Below are 17,893 nucleotides of genomic sequence, written 5' to 3'. Positions count from 1 at the left end.
GGGCGGGTATGTCCGTCATCGGTGCTTTAGCGTGTTCATATGTTTGATCATGAAGGTGCATCCGTTCCGCACGGCGCACACGGACGGCGCCCGACCCCCGCGGAGAGATGGGCCGCCTTCAAGAGATCGCCGTTCTTCCCGGCGTCCGTCCTGGTCCTCATCCTCGCCGCGGCGGCCGGCCTCTTCGCCGGCTCGTACACCTACACCATGGCCAACCCGACCCCGCGGCACATCCCCACCGCCGTCGTCGCCACGCCCGCCACCCCGGTCGCCCCGCAGGAGAAGGCGTTCGTCCTCGGCATGGAGAAGGCCCTCAACGCCTCGCTCCGGCTGACCCGGTACGCCACCTACGAGGAGGCGCGCGACGCCGTCGACGAGCAGCGCGAGTTCGCCGTCCTGCGGGCGCACGGCCGCGGTATGGAACTGGACGTGTCCGGCGCCTCGGGTGCGTCGGTGGCGCAGCTGCTGAGCCAGGCGGGCGCCCAGGTCGGCCGGGCGACCGGCGTGGAGGTCCTGGTCCAGGACGTCAAGCCGCTCCAGAAAGGCGATCCGCGCGGGCTCGCGCTCTTCTACATCTCGCTGGCCGCCGTGATCATCGGCTTCGTCGGCGCCATCCAGCTCAGCGTGCACGCCCGCGCCCTCAACCCGGCCGAGCGGATCTGTTGCACCCTCGCCTACGCCCTGCTCGGCGCCTTCGCCATCGCGGCGGTGGCCGACTGGTGGCTGGGCGCGCTGCGGCTCCCGTTCGTCGAGTCCTGGCTGATCCTCGCGCTGACCATGTTCACGTCCGGCATGGTCTTCACGATGTTCAACACCCTGATCGGCCGCTGGGCGATGATCCCCACCTGGGGCCTGATGGTCCTGCTGGGCAACCCCTCCTCCGGCGGCGCGGTCTCCTGGCCGCTGCTCCCCTCCGTGCTCGGCTCCATCGGCCGCTGGCTGCCCCCGGGGGCGTCGGTCAACGCCCAGCACACCGCGGTCTACTTCCGCGGCCACCAGCACCTCTTCCCGTTCCTGGTGCTCGCCGGCTGGTCGGCGCTCGCCTGCACGGTCTTCTGGGTCTGGCGGCACCGCCACCCGGGTGGCCGCGACCTCGCGCCGGCGCATGCGGCGGACGGCTGACGCGGGGTCCCTTCCCGGACACGGGAAAGGCCCCGATTCGGTGAACCGGGGCCTTCTCCAAGGGGTGTGGCTGGGGCCGGGGTCGAACCGGCGACCTATCGCTTTTCAGGCGATCGCTCGTACCAACTGAGCTACCCAGCCGCAGCGGTCCTGACGGGATTTGAACCCGCGGCCTCCACCTTGACAGGGTGGCGAGCACTCCAAACTGCTCCACAGGACCTTGCATTGTGCGAGCGGCGTGAACCAGTCTCGCACACGATGATGCGTGCCCCCAACGGGATTCGAACCCGTGCTACCGCCTTGAAAGGGCGGCGTCCTGGGCCACTAGACGATGAGGGCTGATGGCCCACCTTGGCGTCGTTACCGGCGCCGTCGGGGACGTGAGAAGCATATGGGATGGGAGGACCGTTCGCCAAAACGGTTTACCGGGGCTCGCCGGAAGGGCTTCCGGCCGCCCCCGGAGAGGGGCCGGCGGAGCGGCTCGACGACGGGGTGGGCGTGGCGCCGGGCTGGTTCTCGCTCGGGAGGTGGCGGCTGACCTCGGCGCTGGACAGGCCCAGCCCGCCCAGCGTGATCTCGTCCCACGCCTGGAGCCGCTTGGTGGCGCGGTCCAGATAGAGCACCGACGCCTCTACGGGCGCGGGCTGCCGGTTCTGCACGGCGCGCAGCCCGCCGCCGCCCGTGGAGCCCTCGACCATCAGCCGGGTGCCCCGGGGGAGGGTGCTGATCGCGCGCTTGTGGATGTGGCCCGCGAGCGCCAGCGGGGCCAGGCCGTCCACCTCGGTCACCGCGGCCGGGTTGTGGGCGAGCGCGATGTCGACGGGGGTGCCGGCCAGCCGCTGGGTGCGCAGCGCGTCGGCGAGCCGCCCGCCGGCGCTGCGTTCGGCGGCGTCGCCGGCCGCCACTATGGAGCGGTCCGGGGTGAACTGCGGGTCGCCGACGCCCGCGATGCGGACCCCGGCCACCTGGGTGACCTGCCCGTTGTCGAGGACGATGACGTGCTTGCGGCCGGTCAGGTACCGCTGGGTGACGCGCGAGTCGTGGTTGCCGCGCACCCAGACGTAGGGCGCGCCCAAGGTGGAGACGGGATCCAGGAAGTGGTTCTCGGCGGCCGAGCCGTGGTCCATGGTGTCGCCGGTGTCGATGATCACGTTGATCCGGTACTGCTTCACCAGGGAGGCGATGATGTGCCAACCGGCCGGGTTGAGGTGGATGTCGGAGACGTGCAGGACGCGGATGGTGGTGGGGTCCGGCTGGTACGCGGGCAGCGTCGAGGCGGCGTCGTAGAGCTTGGTGACGTTGGTGACCAGGCGGGCCAACTCCTTTTGGTAGACGTTGAATTCGCTGACGATGCTGCGGGCGTTGCCGACGACGGACGGCGCCGAGGAGAGCAGTCCGGAGAAGCGTGGCTCCAGTACGGACTCGGGGTTCCAGGTGGCGTAGGCGGCGGCGCCGGAGGCGGTGAGCAGGGCGAGCGCCAGGCCGCCGGCGGCCAGCGCGCGGCGCGGGCGGCGGTAGACGACCAGGCCCAGTGCGGTGGCGCCGGAGGCCACCGCCACGCAGGAGGCCACGGCGAGGCCCGCGGTGCCGCGGAGGACGTCACGGGTGACCTGGTCCTGGAGGCCGGCGAATCGCTCGGGATGTTCGACCAGCTCCGTGGAGCGGGCCGGGTCCAGCCGGTCGACGTCGACATCGAGGCGGACGGGGGCGTAGTGGCTGTCCAGTTCCAGGTCGCCCAGTGGCGGGACGGTGATCCGGGTGCCGCCGGCCAGGGAGGGCCGTAGAGCCATGGTGGTGTCCATCGGGCCGACCGGGGCCTGGACGCTCCCGATGACGAGCAGCCCCAGCCAGGCCCCGAGCACGGCGACGGCCGCCAGGCCGAGGGCGCGGGCGTACGGGCGCGCGGGCGGGGCGAGCGAGACAGCGGGTGGCGTACGACGCGATCGGTAGTGGCGGCGGACGGTGGCGGGCAGGCCCCGTACGGCTGCGGGCAGATGCCGTACGGACGGTGTGCGGATGCCGGGGCGACGGGGGCGCGGTAGCCGGGGGTGCGGCCGGTGTGGCGGGTCGGGATGCGATGTCCGGGAGCGCGCTGCGCGGGCCATTGGCCCCGTATGCCCGCGGCGCCCGCCCGTTATGCGGGACGTTCCGGCTCCGCTTGGGCTGCGGGCCGGCGGCCGGTCCCGGACGATCGGTTGCGGAGCGGGCCGCGGGGCCCGCGGGCGGAGAATGGTGGTGTGCTGGAAATGACGCGCGAGGAGTTCGAGGAACTGGTCGCCGAGGCGCTGGACCGGATCCCGCCGGAGCTGACCCGGCTGATGGACAACGTGGCGGTCTTCGTCGAGGACGAGCCCCCGGGCGGCGACCCCGAACTGCTCGGCCTGTACGAGGGGACGCCGCTGACCGACCGCGGGGAGTGGTACGCGGGCGTCCTGCCGGACCGGATCACCATCTACCGCGGGCCGACGCTGCGGATGTGCGCCAGCAAGGAGGACGTGGTCGCCGAGACGGAGGTGACGGTCGTTCACGAGGTGGCGCACCACTTCGGGATCGACGACGAGCGGCTGCACGCACTGGGGTACGGCTGACCGCAGCCGCCGGCCGGGCCGGTGCGATCGGGCGGGTGGTGCGCGTGTCCTCAAGCGGGGGGCGGGAGTTGGGCAGGGCGTCCGTCGCCGCCGTCCCTGCGCCCCGGATCCGGAGGTCCCGCCGTGCGCCCGATGCCAGCCCGCCCCCCATTGCTCCCGTCACGGCCGGCCGCGGAGCGCGTCGGCCGCCCGGCCGCGCGCTCCGCGCCGCAGTCCGGGCGTCCGCTGGCGCGGGTCGCCGCCGCGGCGGTGGCCGTCTCCGCGCTCGCCGCCTCGCTGGCCGGCTGCATGAGCGTCAGCGAGCCCGGCCACCCGAAGCCGTCGGGCAGCGCCGCGCGGCACGGCGACGCGAAGGGCGCTAAGCCCAGCCCCGGCGGGCTCGCCGCCGACGGGCGCGGCAACGGGTCGCGGCGGACGGGACACGGCCCCGGGCGTCCGGCGGGCGGCGACCCGGCCGCGGGCCGCGAGGACGGGGGCGGGCCGTCGGCGGGGGCGCAGCCCTCGTCGTCACCGGCCGCGCCGGCGGAGCCCGAGCAGCCGGCCAAGCCGTCCGGGCCCCAGCCCGGTGCGGGGGCGGGGCACGGCGGGTCCGGCGGCCGGGGCGGCGCGTCGGCACCCGCGCAGCCGTCGCCGTCCCGCTCCGACCGGCCGTCCGCGCCGGCCTCGCCGAGCGCCGGTGTGCCGAGCGGGCGGCCGTCCGGGCCTCCGCGTGGCTCCCAGTCGCCCAGCAGCACCCAGGCGTCCGGGCCGTCGCCCGAGTCCCCGATGTCCTCGGGCGCCTCCTCGTCGTCCTCGCACGGGGCGCACTCGTCCTCGTCGGCCTCGGCACCGTCGTTGTCGGCGCCGCAGGTGGAGTGGGACACCTGAGAACGGGTGGGGTCCGGGGCATACGGGGGCCTACGGGGGCGTTGGTCAGGGGGTGGGGAGGGTGCGCGGAGCGGGTGGCCGGGAGGCCATTTGCCTTCCGGGGGGCAGGGTGCGTATGGTGGTAGATCGTTTGATCCCATTTGCCCGGCGCCAGAAAAGAAGCGCGCCGCGTGGCGCGTTCTCTCCCTTGCCGTGGCTGACCGCATAGAGGCGGTCTTTGCGAAATCACACGGAGTTGTGGGCGCGTGCCGAGACTCCGGAAGGTTTCGCATTTCGCATGTCCATTTCCACTGACCAGTCCGCCCTGCCCGCGTTCGACGAGCAGCCGGCTCCCGAGGTCGCCGAATCCGCAGAGCCCGCGACGGCTGCCGCCGGCGCCGACACCGTGACGTTCGCGGACCTCGGGCTCCCCGAGGGCGTCGTCCGCAAGCTCGCGCAGAACGGTGTCACCACCCCGTTCCCGATCCAGGCCGCGACCATCCCGGACGCCTTGGCCGGCAAGGACATCCTCGGCCGCGGTCGCACCGGCTCCGGCAAGACCCTCTCCTTCGGTCTGCCGACCCTGGCCCGGCTGGCCGGCGGCCAGACCGACAAGAAGAAGCCGCGCGCGGTCATCCTCACCCCGACCCGTGAGCTCGCGATGCAGGTCGCGGACGCCCTCCAGCCGTACGGCGACGTCCTCGGCCTGAAGATGAAGGTCGTCTGCGGCGGTACGTCCATGGGCAACCAGATCTACGCCCTGGAGCGCGGCGTCGACATCCTCGTCGCCACCCCGGGCCGGCTGCGCGACATCATCAACCGCGGTGCCTGCTCCCTGGAGGACGTCCGGGTCGCGGTCCTCGACGAGGCCGACCAGATGTCCGACCTGGGCTTCCTGCCCGAGGTCACCGAGCTGCTGGACCAGGTGCCCGAGGGCGGCCAGCGGATGCTGTTCTCGGCCACGATGGAGAACGAGATCTCCACGCTCGTGAAGCGCTACCTGACCGACCCGGTCAGCCACGAGGTCGACAGCGCCCAGGGCAACGTCACCACCATGACCCACCACGTCCTCGTCGTGAAGCCGAAGGACAAGGCGCCGGTCACCGCCGCCATCGCCGCCCGCAAGGGCCGCACGATCATCTTCGTCCGCACCCAGCTGGGCGCCGACCGGATCGCCGAGCAGCTCGTCGAGGCGGGCGTGAAGGCGGACGCGCTGCACGGCGGCATGACCCAGGGCGCGCGCACCCGCGTCCTCGCCGACTTCAAGGACGGCTACGTCAACGCGCTGGTCGCCACCGACGTCGCCGCCCGCGGTATCCACGTCGACGGCATCGACCTGGTGCTGAACGTCGACCCGGCCGGCGACCACAAGGACTACCTGCACCGCTCGGGCCGTACCGCCCGCGCCGGCCAGTCCGGCACCGTCGTCTCGCTGTCGCTGCCGCACCAGCGTCGGCAGATCTTCCGCCTGATGGAGGACGCGGGCGTGGACGCCTCGCGCCACATCGTCGGCGGCGCCGGTGCCTTCGACGACGACGTCGCCCGGATCACCGGCGCGCGCTCGCTCACCGAGGTCCAGGCCGAGTCGGCCAACAACTCCGCCAAGCAGGCGGAGCGCGAGGTCGGCATGCTCACCCGCGAGCTGGAGCGGCTGCAGCGCCGCGCCGCCGAACTGCGCGAGGAGGCGGACCGGCTGACCGCCCGCGCCGCCCGCGAGCGCGGCGAGGACCCGGCGGAGGCGCTGGCGGCGACCGCCCAGGCTGCCGCGGAGGCGGTGGCCGAGGCCGCGGTGACGGTGCCGGAGCAGGCGGCCGGCGAGCGCCGGTCGTCCGACCGCCGTGACGAGCGGGGCAACTTCGAGCGCCGGGACCGCCGGGACGACCGGCGCGACGACCGCCGTGACGAGCGCTCCGGTGGCCGTTCCTTCGAGCGCCGTGACGACCGCCGTGACGACCGCGGCGGCTTCGGACGCGACCGCGACCGGGACCGGGATCGCGACCGGGATCGCGACCGTCGTGATGACCGCTTCGGTGGCCGTTCCTTCGAGCGCCGTGACGAGCGCCGCGACGACCGCGGCGGTTTCCAGCGGGACCGCCGGGACGACCGCGGTGACCGGGGTGGCTTCGGTCGGGACCGTGACCGTGACCGTCGTGACGACCGCTTCGGTGGCCGTTCCTTCGACCGCCGGGACGACCGCGGCGGCTTCGGCCGGGACCGCGACCGCCGCGACGAGCGCTCCGGTGGGCGGTCGTTCGAGCGCCGCGACGACCGGGGCTTCAACCGCGACCGCGGCGACCGTCCGAGCCGTCCGTTCAACCGCGATGACCGCTCCGGCGGGCGCGCCTCCGGCGGCTACCGCTCCGGCGGCGGCGACCGCCCGTTCAACCGCGACGACCGCTCCGGCGGCCGTCCGTCCTCCGGCGGCTACCGCGGCGACCGTCCGTACGGCCGGCGGGACGACCACCGCGGCTCGGGCAGCGCGGCCGGCTCCTTCGGCCGCCGCGACGACAAGCCGCGCTGGAAGCGCAACGGCTGATCTCCGAAGCGCGCTGATCCCCGAAGCACGCAGATCCGCGAAGCGGGCTGATCTCCGAAGCGTGATCTCCGAAGCGTGCTGGCCGAGATCGTGATGGCCGAGATTCGGCCATAGCTTCCGCAGGGCCCGTACGGCGTGCAAGTGCCGTACGGGCCCTGCGCGTTGGCACAGGTGGTGGCGTGGGGGGAGGCGCCTGTGCAGCGCCCGTGACGGCCCGCACGGTCGCCCGAGCCCGGTGAGCGAGGCACTCGCGGAAGGCATGCGGCACGGCCGTACCGGGGCCTTCACGGCACACGGGACACCGCGGCGGCGCGCCGCCGATTGGCCGGATGGCCCATGCCTTCGGGCTGCGGGACGTCCTCGGGCTATGCTGCTCGTTGCGGGCCATTAGCTCAATTGGCAGAGCAGTGGACTTTTAATCCATTGGTTCAGGGTTCGAGCCCCTGATGGCCCACCGAATCCCTCGCAGGACAGCGCCTCTGACCTGCGGTTCAGCGCCTCGACCGGAAAACTCCGGCCGAGGCGCTTCGCTTTTCCCGCCGGGCGTGGGCGCCGTGCGGGTTCGGTCCCCCCGGCAGGCGCTGCGTCAGATGCCGGTCGGGCACGGGGAATGCGGCGCACGACGGCGCGCCTCGGCTCTGCGGGAGGCCGTGCCTCAGATCAGGGCGACGGCCGGCAGGGCGAACGCGGCGACGATGATGCCGACGCGCACATGGTGGAAACGGTCCCGGCGGCCGATCTGCTGCTTCCAGTCCGCCGGGAGGCTGTCGTGGGTCCACCGGGCGACGCGGGAGCTGATCGGGACGAGCCGTGCGACCGACATCAGCTCGCCGACGACGAGCAGCGCGGTGGCCGTGACGACGATGTCTAGCGTCGCTAGTTTGTGGAGTGACGCTAGATCGAGTGGCTTGCATTTCTAGCGTTGCGATGGGTGGGGGTGGGTCCGGTGGAGCGGGGTGGGTGGTGCTCCGTCGGTGCCGGGATTTATTCGCGGGGCGTATGAGGCGGACGGGAATGCTATTTCTCCGGTTTCGGTGTCGTGCCTAGCGTCGTGCGGGACGGTATCGACAGGCGACCCGAGGGGCGGGAATTGTGGAGAGTTGTTCGGTCGTAGAGGCCGCGGGCGCGGCAGGTGTCCGGCAGGGCGACCGCAAAAAAGGAAGAGACTCCGGGCGGAGACGGTGGGCTTTCGCCGGGCTGAGCATCATCAGTTTTCTCGGCTGTATCGATCTCACGATCGTCAATACGGCGGCCCCTGATATCCAGCGGGACATGGGGGCGACGGTCACCGAACTCCAGCTGATCGTCAATGTCTTTGTCGTTGCGCTGTCCATGTTCATGGTGACGATGGGGCGGCTGGCCGACCGCCACGGGCGGCGGCGGGTGCTCTACAGCGGGACGGCGGTTTTCGGTATCGCGTCATTGGCGGCCGGATTCGCCGGGGACGTACGGATGCTGATCGTCTGCCGTTTTGTGCAGGGGGCCGCCTGCGCCGTGCTGTACACCAGCACCGGCGCGCTGGTCGCCGACACCTTCCCGGAGGAGCAGCGCGGCAAGGCCATCGGAGCGCTGTACGGCGTCAACGGTGTCGGGCTGGCGATCGGCCCGATGCTGGGCGGGTTCGTCGTCGGGTGGCTGGACTGGCGTTGGGTGTTCTGGCTGAACGTGCCGTTGGTGGTCGTCGGGCTGGCGATGTGCTTTTCGGCGGTGCGGGAATCGCGGGGAGGAAAGGAAAGGGAGGACAGGAAGGGAAGGACGGGGACGGCGGGAAGGGCGGGAAGGGTGGAAAAGTGGGAAAGGCGGGAGTTTTCAGGGGTGCGGGAAGTGCGGAGGGCGGCGGAAGGTGAGGGCGGGGTTCTGGGCGGTGCCGAGCGCATGGACTGGATCGGGTTGGCGCTGATCAGTTTTGCGCTTCCGGCGGTGATTCTCGGGCTCACGCTGGGGGATGCCTGGGGCTGGGCGTCCGGTCGAATTCTCGCGCTGCTGGGCCTGGGTGCCGCCGGGATCGTGGCGTTCTGTTTCGTGGAGCGGAAGGTCGCGGCACCTCTCATCGATTTTCGGCTGTTCGGTAACCGTATGTTTCTCGGCGCCATCACGGCCGATTTCTCGCTGGCGTTCTTCTACTGTCTGGCGTTCTTTCTGATGCCGCTGTTCCTGTTCTCCGTGCGGCACTACCAGGGCACCGCGAGCGGGCTGATGCTGCTGCCGTGTACGGCGGTGATGGCGCTGCTGTCGCCGGTGGTGGGGCGGCTGGCCGACCGGTTCCCGCCGCGGCGGCTGCTCTGCGTGGGCTTCGCCGCGTTCGCGCTGTCGGCGGTGTTGCAGGCGCAGTTCACACGGGACAGCGGGACCGGCTTCATCGTGCTGGCGTTCTCGCTCATGGGATCGGCTGGGCGTGCGTGCTCGGACCGGCCACGGTTGCCGCGCTGTCGGCGGTCCCGGAACGGCTGGCGGGCACCGCCGTCGGCTCGTCGTGGACCTTTCACAACCTGGGCGGTGCGGTCGGGCTGGCCGCCGGGATGGAGGTCTACCGCCGGGCGGCGCGGGGCGCGCTGCGAGATGCGCTTGCCGTGCGGCATCTGCCCGGTGGGGAGTGGGTGGCGCGGGCGGTCGCCGATCCGGCGGCGGGTGCCGAACTGCTGCGTACGCATGCGAGGTTGGACCGGCAGGGCGTCGAGGCGCTGTCCGCGGAAGTGTTTCTGCGGGGCAATCAGGCGGCGATGTGGCTGCTGTGCGGAGTGGCCGTGGTGGCGTTTCTGGCGATCTGGGGCGGGATGAGGGGGCGGCATGCGGAGGTGGCGCGGGGCGACGCCGCGGGGGAGGAGGGGATGAGGTAGGGGGAGGGGAAGGGGGGCGGTTTCCGTAGGGGCCGGGCCTCGCTGGCCTTCCCTGGGTCTCCCTGGGTGCTTGCAGACGCCGGGCCGGGGAGCCGGCGGACGCCAGGCACCAGACGCCGGGCCCTGGGAGGTCCCGCCCCGGCTGCCCTGCCGCCCCGATCGCCTGGTTGCCCACGAGTGCCCGGGAGTGTCCCGCCTAGGATGCCGATCATGGCGATCACGGGGATAGAGCTGCATCACCTCCGTTGCTTCGTGGCCCTCGCCGAGGAGCGGCACTTCACGCGGGCGGCCGACCGGCTCGCGCTCTCGCAGCCCACCGTGAGCCGCACCATCCGCCGGCTGGAGGAGTTGCTCGGCTACCGCGTCCTGGAGCGGACGACCCGGCAGGTCACGCTGACCGCGGCCGGTGAGCGGCTCTACGACGAACTCCGGGTGCTGCTGCCCCGTTTGACGGCGGCGCTGCGGCCCGCACCGGACGCGCCCCTCTTCCGTATCGGGTTCGCCTGGGGGTTTCCGGCCACCTGGCCGCAGGCCGCCATCGAGCGCTTCGAGGCGGAAACCGGCGTCGGGGCACGGGTGTTCAGGCGGGACGCGGCGCTTGCGGGGGTGGACAGCGGAGAGGTGGACATCGCGATCCTGCGGGGCCGGGTCACCGCACCGGGCATGACCGCGGTGACCCTGCTGCACGAGCGTCGGATCGCGGCCGTATCGGTGCGTTCCGAGCTGGCGGCGCGGGACGAGATCAGCTGGCGGGAGCTGGCCGGTAGGCGGCTGGTGCTGAACCAGGTCAGCGGGACGACGGACCCGTCGGACTGGCCCGCGGACGAACGGCCTGAAGTCGCCGTCCGCTGCGGGAACTTCGACGAGTGGCTGGAGGCGGTCGCCGGCAACCGCGGGATCGGGGTGGTGCCGGAGTCCATCGGCCGGCAGCGGGTGCACCCGTTCGTCTCCTTCGTGGCGATTCCGGACGCGCCTCTGTTGCCGCTGCGCCTCGTCTACCCCCGGAACGACGAGCACCCGCTGACCCGCCGTTTCCTCGCCCATGCGCGGGCCACGGTCCGGCAGTGCGAGGGCGGGAGGGGGAGCGGGAGTGAGAGTGGGAATGGGCATGGGAGTGCGAGCGGGGGCGCGGGAGGGGACGGGCGCGCCGGTGGGGGTGTCGGCGTACCGGAGCCGGTGGACGCTCCCGTAGCGGAGCCCGGTGCGGGCCGTGCGACGGATGCGGACGCGGAGGCGGGCGCGCACCTCGCCGGGCCGCGCCCGTAGCGGCACCCGCGGGCGTGAGAGGAGAGGCGCACGCCCCGGGCCCGCCCCGTACACACCCCCCGTACCGACGTCCCCCGTACCGAACCCGCCGCGCCGACGCCCCGTATCGCCCCCTCCGTACCGACGCCCGCGTATTGACCCGTCCGGCCCCCGAGGACTCGCCGCCCGGCTCCCGTAGCGGCGAGCCTTGGGGGACGGTGTCCGTTCCTCCGTACGCGAGTCATTCGCACGCGAGGGTGCCCCCGCGGACGGGGGAGCCCTTACGGACGGGGGAGCCCATACGGGGCGCGGCCGGGCGGACGGAGTGGGAAGAGGCCGGTGCGGATGCGTCGAGGCGGCAGATACCGCACGGGCGACCGGGAGAGGCGGGCGCGCCGGGAGGAGATGTCCCCGCTCGGTCGCCGCCTGGCGCGCTGGCTGCCCGCCGTGCTGATCGTCAGTGGCGTGGTCTTCGACAGAGTCACGCCGCCCCAGTACACCGCGGCCCCGTTCCTCTCCGCCGCCCCTTTGGTGGCGGCCCCGCTCTACACCCTGCGGGCCACCGCCGTGACCGTCGTGGCCGCCGTCCTCAGTGAGGTCTGGGTCATGACGTACCACGGCGAGAAGGACTACTACGAGTCGGTGACCGAGGCGGTCACGGTCGTCGTGGTGGCGCTGCTGGCGCTCGGCATCAACCGGGTCGTGCGGATGAGCGACGCCCGGCTGGCATCCGTACGGGATGTCTCGGAGGCCGCCCAGCGGGCCGTGCTGCCCGCGCCGCCGGAACAGCTCGCCGGGCTCTCGGTCGCCGCCCGCTACGTGGGCGCGCGGGCCGACGCCCGGATCGGCGGCGACCTCTACGCGGTGCAGGACACCCCGTACGGCGCGCGGATGATCGTCGCCGATGTGCGGGGCAAGGGGCTGGAGGCGGTGGAGGTGGCGGCGGTCGTCATCGGTGCCTTCCGGGAGGCGGCGGAGCAGGAGGCCACCCTGGAGGCGGTGGCCGGTCGGCTGGAACGCGCGCTCAAACGGGAGGGCGGGCGCCGCGAGGGACCCGACCGGCACGAGGGCTTCACCACCGCCGTACTGGCGGAGGTACCCGCGGTGGACCGGTCCGTGGTGCGCGTCCTGAACCGCGGCCACCCGGCCCCTCTGCTGCTCAGCCCCGACGGGGGCCTGCGGGAGCTGATGCCCAGTTCGCCCGCGCTGCCGCTGGGGCTGAGCGATGTGGCCGCCTGGCCGGACCGGTCGGACGAGACGTTCCTTCCGGCCGGGGCGCTGTTGCTCCTGTTCACCGACGGGGTGACCGAGGCCCGGGACCTGCTGGGCCGGTTCTACGACCCCGGCGACCGGTTGCGCGGCCGGCACTTCACCGGGCCCGACGACCTCCTGGAGCTGCTGCTCGACGATGTGGCCCGGCATGCGGGCGGGGAGCCGGCGGACGACATGGCGTTGCTGGCGGTGCAGCGCCCCTTGGAGGCATAGGGGTGCCGATGGGGATACGGATCGGGATGGGGATGGATTGGGATACGGATGGGGGTGGGGATGGGGGTGGGGTGGAGATGGGGACAGGGCCTGTCCGGGGGGACAGGGGGACAGCCCCAGGGGCAGCCGCCGATTCGCCACTGCCTGAGCGCTGTTGACGGCGCTCCCGGCGCTCCCGGCGTCCCCGGCGTTCGCGGCTATCTCGGCGTTCCCGGTGTTCCCCGTATTCCCGGCTATCTCGGCGTTTCCGGTGTTCACGACGTTGCCGACCATGATCCCGACCGTGGTTCCGGCTGTGTTCCCGATCGGGTTCCCGGCCGTGATCCCGGCCGTACTGCTCTCACGCTCCGTGTTCGCGGGGCGCCCGTCCGCATAACAACTGACACACCATCACCGCAAGATCACCTGGCGCGGTGCCGGCGAATCGTCCTGTCTGCGCCCGCGCCGATGGCGAAAGTCCCATGCCACGCCTCGTACGGGGCGCGGGGCAAAACCCGGGCGGATTCGCGGGAACGCTTGGTATTCCACCGCCGTCTCTATTACTGTCCGATAACGGAGCGCGGTCGTCCCAGCCGTCGCCAGTGGCGGCTCCGCGCGCCGACGCCGAATCCCGAATGCGCTGTTCCCGCACGTCCAGCAGCACTCCGCACCACTCCGAACTGCTCGCTCGCGCCCCGTCGTACAGAGCCGTGCAGAGCCGTAAAGAGTCGTTGGAGCCGTACGGAATGCACAGAACTGCACAGGTCGCCCGACGGGGCGCACCTGAATCAGCCGTATCTGCCTGGAATTGCGCAGCACCGCGCCAAGGGAACCGGGGAACCACCACCTTGGGGTGAATCGGACGCCTCTCGCCAGGGGGCGACCGTAGGAGACCTTCCTGCTCCGAACCCGTCAGCTAACCCGGTAGGCGAGAAGGAAGGAAAGGAGTGCGCCCCCGTGGCGTCCAACAGGCCCGCCCCATACGCCCCGTCCGCCTACGACTTCGCCGGACCGGCTGGCCGCGACGGCGTTGTCGGCATGGATGGCATCTACGGCATCGACGGCCCCGCCGCTGATCTCCCCGACCCGGACGAGGGGCGCGACGCCTCCGAAATACCCGCCGTCGCCCCGGGATTCACCGCCACCCACGACGGTGCGTCCGGCGAGGGCGACGGCCCCTGGGAGGAGTGGAACCCCACCGAGGAGTCCGTCCGCCCCGTCCGCGGCAAGCACCGGGTGGCCAAACAGCGCAGCGGTGGACTCGCCCGCGGTGGCACGGTCCTGGGCGTCGGCGTCATCGCGGCGGTCGGCGCCGGCGGGATGGCCACGGCCGAGGACCGGCCGCCGGTGCCGATCTCGATGCCCGACCTCGGCGGGATGGCCGACGACCTCGCCGGCAAGCTCCCGGACGCCGCGTCGCTGCCCGGCATCGGCTCGCTCCTCTCCGACGACGGCGGGGGCGCCACGTCCGACGACGGCGGGGGCGCGACGGCGGCATCGGCCGCCGGTACGCACGCCCCGTCCGCCTCCGGGGCGGACTCCGCAACCGCGTCCGCCGACACCTCCCGCCCCCTCTCCCAGGCGGGTGTGACGCACCACGAGGCCACTCGGGGCACCGGCGCGGCCGAGGCGCTGCGCAGCCGGATCCTCCAGCAGGCCGATGCCCAGCAGGGCGCCGCGGACCGGGAAGCGCGCCAGGCCGCGGAGCACTCAGCGATCCAGGAGGCTGCGAAGGAAGCGACCGTGCACCAGAAGACAGCGGAGCAGGCCGCTGCCGCCAAGAAGGAGGCGGCGGCGGAGGCCGAGCGCCGGGCGGCGGAGGCCGCCCGCCGTGCCGAACTGGCGAAGAGCTTCGCCGTTCCGGTCTCCTCGTACACCCTCACCGCGAGCTTCGGCCAGGCCGGCGACCACTGGGCCGCGAACCACACCGGGCAGGACTTCGCGGCGCCAACGGGCTCACTGGTCAAGGCGGTTCACTCCGGCACCATCACCCAGGCGGGCTGGGCCGGCCCGTACGGCTACCGCATCGTCCTCACCCTCGACGACGGCACCGAGCTCTGGTTCTGCCATCTGTCCTCCATGGTGAAGACCTCCGGCAAGGTCACCACGGGGGACGTGATCGCCCGTGTCGGCGCCACCGGCAACGTCACCGGCCCGCATCTCCACCTGGAGGTGCGCCCGGACGGCGGCGCCCCGATAGACCCGATGCCGTGGCTGCGCGACCACGGGGTCGGCGTCTGACATACGGGCGTCTGACATACGGGCGCACTCCCTCGTGGAATGCGCGGGTGGAACCGGTAAGCACGTGCCCGTAGGGCAACGAGGTGCCGGATGCGGCAACCAGGTGCTTCCGGACGCGGAACCAGGTGCTTCCGGACGCGGAACGAGGTGCTGCCGGTTGTGGCAACGACGCGTAGGCGGACGGGAACAACTCCCCGCCCGCCGGCGTTGGATGGGAACAACTCCCCACCCGCCGGCGTTGAAAGAAGGTATGACCCACACTGCCAAGACCATCGGCTCGCTCTCCGTCTCCCCTCTCTCCCTCGGGGGTAATGTCTTCGGCTGGACCGCCGACGAGGCGGAGTCCTTCCGTGTGCTCGACGCCTACGTGGCCGGCGGGGGGAACTTCATCGATACCGCCGACGCGTACTCGGTGTGGGTGCCCGGCAACAAGGGCGGTGAGTCCGAGACCGTCATCGGCAACTGGCTCGCGGCCCGCGGCAACCGCGACGAGGTCGTCATCGCCACCAAGGTCGGCGCCCACCCCGATCTCAAGGGCCTGTCCGCCGCCACGATCAAGACCGCGGTCGACGCGTCCCTGACCCGTCTCCGTACGGACTACATCGACCTCTACTACACCCACTACGACGACGAGTCGGTCGAGGTGGCGGAGTTCCTGACCGCCCTCGACGAGCTCGTCCGCGCCGGCAAGGTCCGGGAGATCGGCGCGTCCAACATCTCCGCGCAGCGCCTGGACGCGTCACTGACTTTCTCCGCCCGCGAGGGCCTGGCCCGCTACGTGGCGATCCAGCCGCACTACAACCTGGTCTCCCGCGACACCTACGAGGGCGAACTCGCCGATGTGGCCGCCCGCCACGGCGTCGCCGCGGTCCCGTATTACGCCCTCGCCTCCGGCTTCCTGACCGGCAAGTACCGCCCGGGCGGTAGCGTCGACAGTGCCCGCTCCGGGAAGGCCGCCGAGTACCTGGAGACCGAGCGGGGCCGGCGCGTCCTCCAGGCCCTCGACACGGTCGCCGCCACCCATGGGGCCGAGCTCGCCACCGTCGCCCTGGCCTGGCTCGCTGCCCAGCCCACCGTCGCGGCCCCCATCGCCAGCGCCCGCAACGTCGCCCAGCTCCCGCCCCTCCTGGCCGTCGCCGACCTCACCCTCACCGACGTCGAACTGGCCCTCCTCAGGGAGGCATCGGCCTGACGCTCGCCCCCGCCGCCGACCCCACCTCCGACCCCTGAGGACGGGGGCCCCTTGAGGACGGGGGTCTTTGAACGCGGGGGGCCGACAAGAGGGCGCACGCCGACGACAGTGGGCAGGCCGACAAACAACAGCGGTGCGGCGTGGCAACAGCGGTGCAGGCCAACAACCGTGGCGCAGGCCCACAACAGCGGCGCAGGCCCACAACAGCGGTGCGGGGCGGCTATCTTCGCCGCCCCGCACCACGAACTCCACAACCCGGTCCGGCCCCGGGGGCAGTCACAACCCCCGCGGCCCGGTGGTCGTCGCTACCCCCGCCGATCCGCCACCACCCACGACGCCAGCGCCACCCCGCCCGCGACCGCGAACACCGAAGGCCACGCCCCGATCTTCTTGGCCAGCGGATGCGACCCCGCGAACGCCGCCACATAGGCCCCGCTCAGCGCAGCCGCTGCCTTCGTACCGGCCTTCTCCTGCCACCCCTTGGCCGCCACCGCCCCGGCAGCCGCCAGCGCCACCCCGCCCAACGGCCGCTTCTTGGTCCACCGGGCGACGCCGTAACCAGCCACCAGCCCACTCGCCGCGACCACACTCGTCGGTATACCGGCCATCACAGAAACCTCCGTAATCCGTACCAAATCAAGGTCGATGCCACGGAGCCTACGCTCGGATGCTCGTGGACTTCGGTGGGGGACACGGCTGGTGCTCATGCGGCTGGTTGTGGCGGGCACCACAGCTTGCTCAAGGGGGCGACGTAGCGATCAAGGAGTTGGCAGTATTCGTTCATGGCGAAGACGAAGGCTGCGAAGGCGAAATCTGCGAATCCGGTGAACTTCGGGACTCCGCCCGGCGTCTCTGAAGGGCAGCACTTCAAGAGCCATGCGGAATTGCACGCTGCTGGAGTGCATCGCCAATCGGGATCGGGGATATCTGGTACCGCGCACCAGGGCGTCGACTCCATCGTGCTCTCCGGCGGCTATCTCGACGATGAGTACGGCGAGCACGAGATCATCTACACCGGTGAGGGCGGGCGAGACCGCGAAACCCGGCGCATGGTCGCCGACCAGACCCTGGACGCTCCCGGAAACGCCGGGCTGTTGCTGAACCAGGCGCTGGGGAAGCCCGTACGTGTCATCCGGGGTCTGAACATCAGCGGCAAGCGGCGGCAGGCCACCGGTGGTTACGAGTACTGCGGCCTCTTTCGGGTGGCGGGCCACTGGATCACTACGGGCAAGGAAGGCTTCCGCGTCTGCCAGTTCCGCATGCTCAAGATCGCACCAGGTGAAACGGTGCAGCCGCAACCCGTCTCCTTGGCCGGTGATACGGACACCGACGCCGAAGCGGCGGTGCGCCGCATCGTCTCCTCCGCGCGACGCCAGCGGGACTCAAAGGTGGTTCGCCAGGTCAAGGAGATGTACAACGACACCTGCCAAATGTGCGGACTGCGATTGGTGGTGTCACCGGACGGCGACGCCATCAGCGAGGCCGCGCATATCCAGGCGCTGGGAGAACCGCACAATGGCCCGGACAAGATAGGGAATGTGCTGTGTCTCTGTCCGAACTGCCATGCGCTGTTTGACCGTGGAGCACGTCAGCTCAGCGATGGATTCGAAGTGATCGATGGACTGACGCAGAAGATGGTCGGTGTATTGAACCGGGTCAGGGAACACCAGATCGCAAGGGAATGCGTGCAGAGCCATCGGGCGCGGTGGGCCGACCGACCCGCTGTGCTTGCCGAACTGGACGCACAGTCGTAATTCCGCCCGGCCAGGGCCGGCCAGGGCCAGTTGTCCAGGGGCGGTCGGGCCCACGTCAGCGGTGTGGC

Annotated in this window: 13 protein-coding genes, 4 tRNA genes and 1 riboswitch; of the genes, 10 read left to right on the top strand and 7 right to left on the bottom strand. The window is 71.9% G+C overall.

Going from position 1 to position 17,893, the window contains the following annotated elements:
- Positions 1-39: 39 nt before the first annotated feature.
- The gene (locus RZ84_RS17015; RefSeq protein ID WP_043265027.1) at positions 40-1,122 is read left to right on the top strand and encodes an ABC-2 transporter permease; all 1,083 of its coding nucleotides are present in this window, start codon (positions 40-42) and stop codon (positions 1,120-1,122) included.
- A 67-nt stretch (positions 1,123-1,189) separates the two neighbouring features.
- Here RZ84_RS17015 and RZ84_RS17010 read toward each other — a convergent pair.
- The 4 genes from RZ84_RS17010 to RZ84_RS16995 form a co-directional block, all read right to left on the bottom strand.
- Positions 1,190-1,263: transfer RNA gene (locus RZ84_RS17010), tRNA-Phe, on the bottom strand.
- A 4-nt stretch (positions 1,264-1,267) separates the two neighbouring features.
- Positions 1,268-1,342: transfer RNA gene (locus RZ84_RS17005), tRNA-Asp, on the bottom strand.
- A 46-nt stretch (positions 1,343-1,388) separates the two neighbouring features.
- Positions 1,389-1,461: transfer RNA gene (locus RZ84_RS17000), tRNA-Glu, on the bottom strand.
- Positions 1,462-1,544: 83 nt separating this feature from the next.
- On the bottom strand, positions 1,545-3,227 hold the full coding sequence (locus tag RZ84_RS16995; protein ID WP_043265026.1) for a metallophosphoesterase family protein: 1,683 nt from the start codon (positions 3,225-3,227) through the stop codon (positions 1,545-1,547).
- Between the two features lie 132 nt (positions 3,228-3,359).
- Between RZ84_RS16995 and RZ84_RS16990 the strand changes: the two genes are divergently transcribed.
- Positions 3,360-3,710: a metallopeptidase family protein gene (locus RZ84_RS16990; RefSeq protein ID WP_043265025.1), complete on the top strand. Its 351-nt coding sequence runs from the start codon at positions 3,360-3,362 to the stop codon at positions 3,708-3,710.
- Positions 3,711-3,760: 50 nt separating this feature from the next.
- Here the strand turns inward: RZ84_RS16990 and RZ84_RS39015 are convergent, their stop codons facing one another.
- A complete protein-coding gene (locus RZ84_RS39015; protein WP_043265024.1) occupies positions 3,761-4,573 on the bottom strand; it encodes a hypothetical protein in 813 nt (270 codons plus the stop codon).
- A gap of 281 nt (positions 4,574-4,854) precedes the next feature.
- Here RZ84_RS39015 and RZ84_RS16980 point away from each other — a divergent pair, with 281 nt between their 5' ends.
- Both RZ84_RS16980 and RZ84_RS16975 read left to right on the top strand, forming a co-directional pair.
- A complete protein-coding gene (locus RZ84_RS16980; RefSeq protein WP_043265023.1) occupies positions 4,855-7,092 on the top strand; it encodes a DEAD/DEAH box helicase in 2,238 nt (745 codons plus the stop codon).
- A gap of 381 nt (positions 7,093-7,473) precedes the next feature.
- Positions 7,474-7,546: transfer RNA gene (locus tag RZ84_RS16975), tRNA-Lys, on the top strand.
- A 201-nt stretch (positions 7,547-7,747) separates the two neighbouring features.
- Here RZ84_RS16975 and RZ84_RS39010 read toward each other — a convergent pair.
- On the bottom strand, positions 7,748-7,915 hold the full coding sequence (locus tag RZ84_RS39010; protein ID WP_157878844.1) for an anthrone oxygenase family protein: 168 nt from the start codon (positions 7,913-7,915) through the stop codon (positions 7,748-7,750).
- 269 nt (positions 7,916-8,184) lie between these two features.
- Here RZ84_RS39010 and RZ84_RS41220 point away from each other — a divergent pair, with 269 nt between their 5' ends.
- From RZ84_RS41220 to RZ84_RS16940, 5 genes are all read left to right on the top strand, one after another.
- Entirely contained in the window at positions 8,185-9,870 is a 1,686-nt protein-coding gene (locus RZ84_RS41220; protein WP_052229978.1) for an MFS transporter, read from the top strand.
- Positions 9,871-10,139: 269 nt separating this feature from the next.
- Positions 10,140-11,195 carry a LysR family transcriptional regulator gene (locus RZ84_RS16960; protein WP_078894662.1) on the top strand — a complete coding sequence of 352 codons (1,056 nt, stop codon included), beginning with the start codon at positions 10,140-10,142 and terminating at the stop codon, positions 11,193-11,195.
- 384 nt (positions 11,196-11,579) lie between these two features.
- Entirely contained in the window at positions 11,580-12,659 is a 1,080-nt protein-coding gene (locus RZ84_RS16955; RefSeq protein WP_043265022.1) for a PP2C family protein-serine/threonine phosphatase, read from the top strand.
- A 785-nt stretch (positions 12,660-13,444) separates the two neighbouring features.
- A riboswitch (cyclic di-AMP (ydaO/yuaA leader) is annotated at positions 13,445-13,584 on the top strand.
- Positions 13,585-13,595: 11 nt separating this feature from the next.
- Positions 13,596-14,879, top strand: a complete 1,284-nt coding sequence (locus RZ84_RS16945) for a M23 family metallopeptidase (RefSeq protein WP_043265020.1) — start codon at positions 13,596-13,598, stop codon at positions 14,877-14,879.
- A 250-nt stretch (positions 14,880-15,129) separates the two neighbouring features.
- The gene (locus tag RZ84_RS16940; protein WP_043265019.1) at positions 15,130-16,071 is read left to right on the top strand and encodes an aldo/keto reductase; all 942 of its coding nucleotides are present in this window, start codon (positions 15,130-15,132) and stop codon (positions 16,069-16,071) included.
- A gap of 305 nt (positions 16,072-16,376) precedes the next feature.
- Here the strand turns inward: RZ84_RS16940 and RZ84_RS16935 are convergent, their stop codons facing one another.
- Positions 16,377-16,679 (bottom strand): hypothetical protein, encoded by a 303-nt coding sequence (locus RZ84_RS16935; protein ID WP_043265018.1) that lies wholly within the window; start codon positions 16,677-16,679, stop codon positions 16,377-16,379.
- Between the two features lie 174 nt (positions 16,680-16,853).
- On the opposite strand from RZ84_RS16935, the gene RZ84_RS16930 reads away from it, so the two are divergent.
- A complete protein-coding gene (locus RZ84_RS16930) occupies positions 16,854-17,825 on the top strand; it encodes a YDG/SRA domain-containing protein (protein WP_078893847.1) in 972 nt (323 codons plus the stop codon).
- The last annotated feature ends 68 nt before the right edge of the window (positions 17,826-17,893 follow it).

Origin of the sequence: Streptomyces sp. CT34 (genome assembly GCF_000805335.1) — a bacterium.
GTDB lineage: Bacteria > Actinomycetota > Actinomycetes > Streptomycetales > Streptomycetaceae > Streptomyces.
Note: the sequence above shows the minus strand (reverse complement) of the source record. Positions and strands in the feature narration are given on the sequence as shown.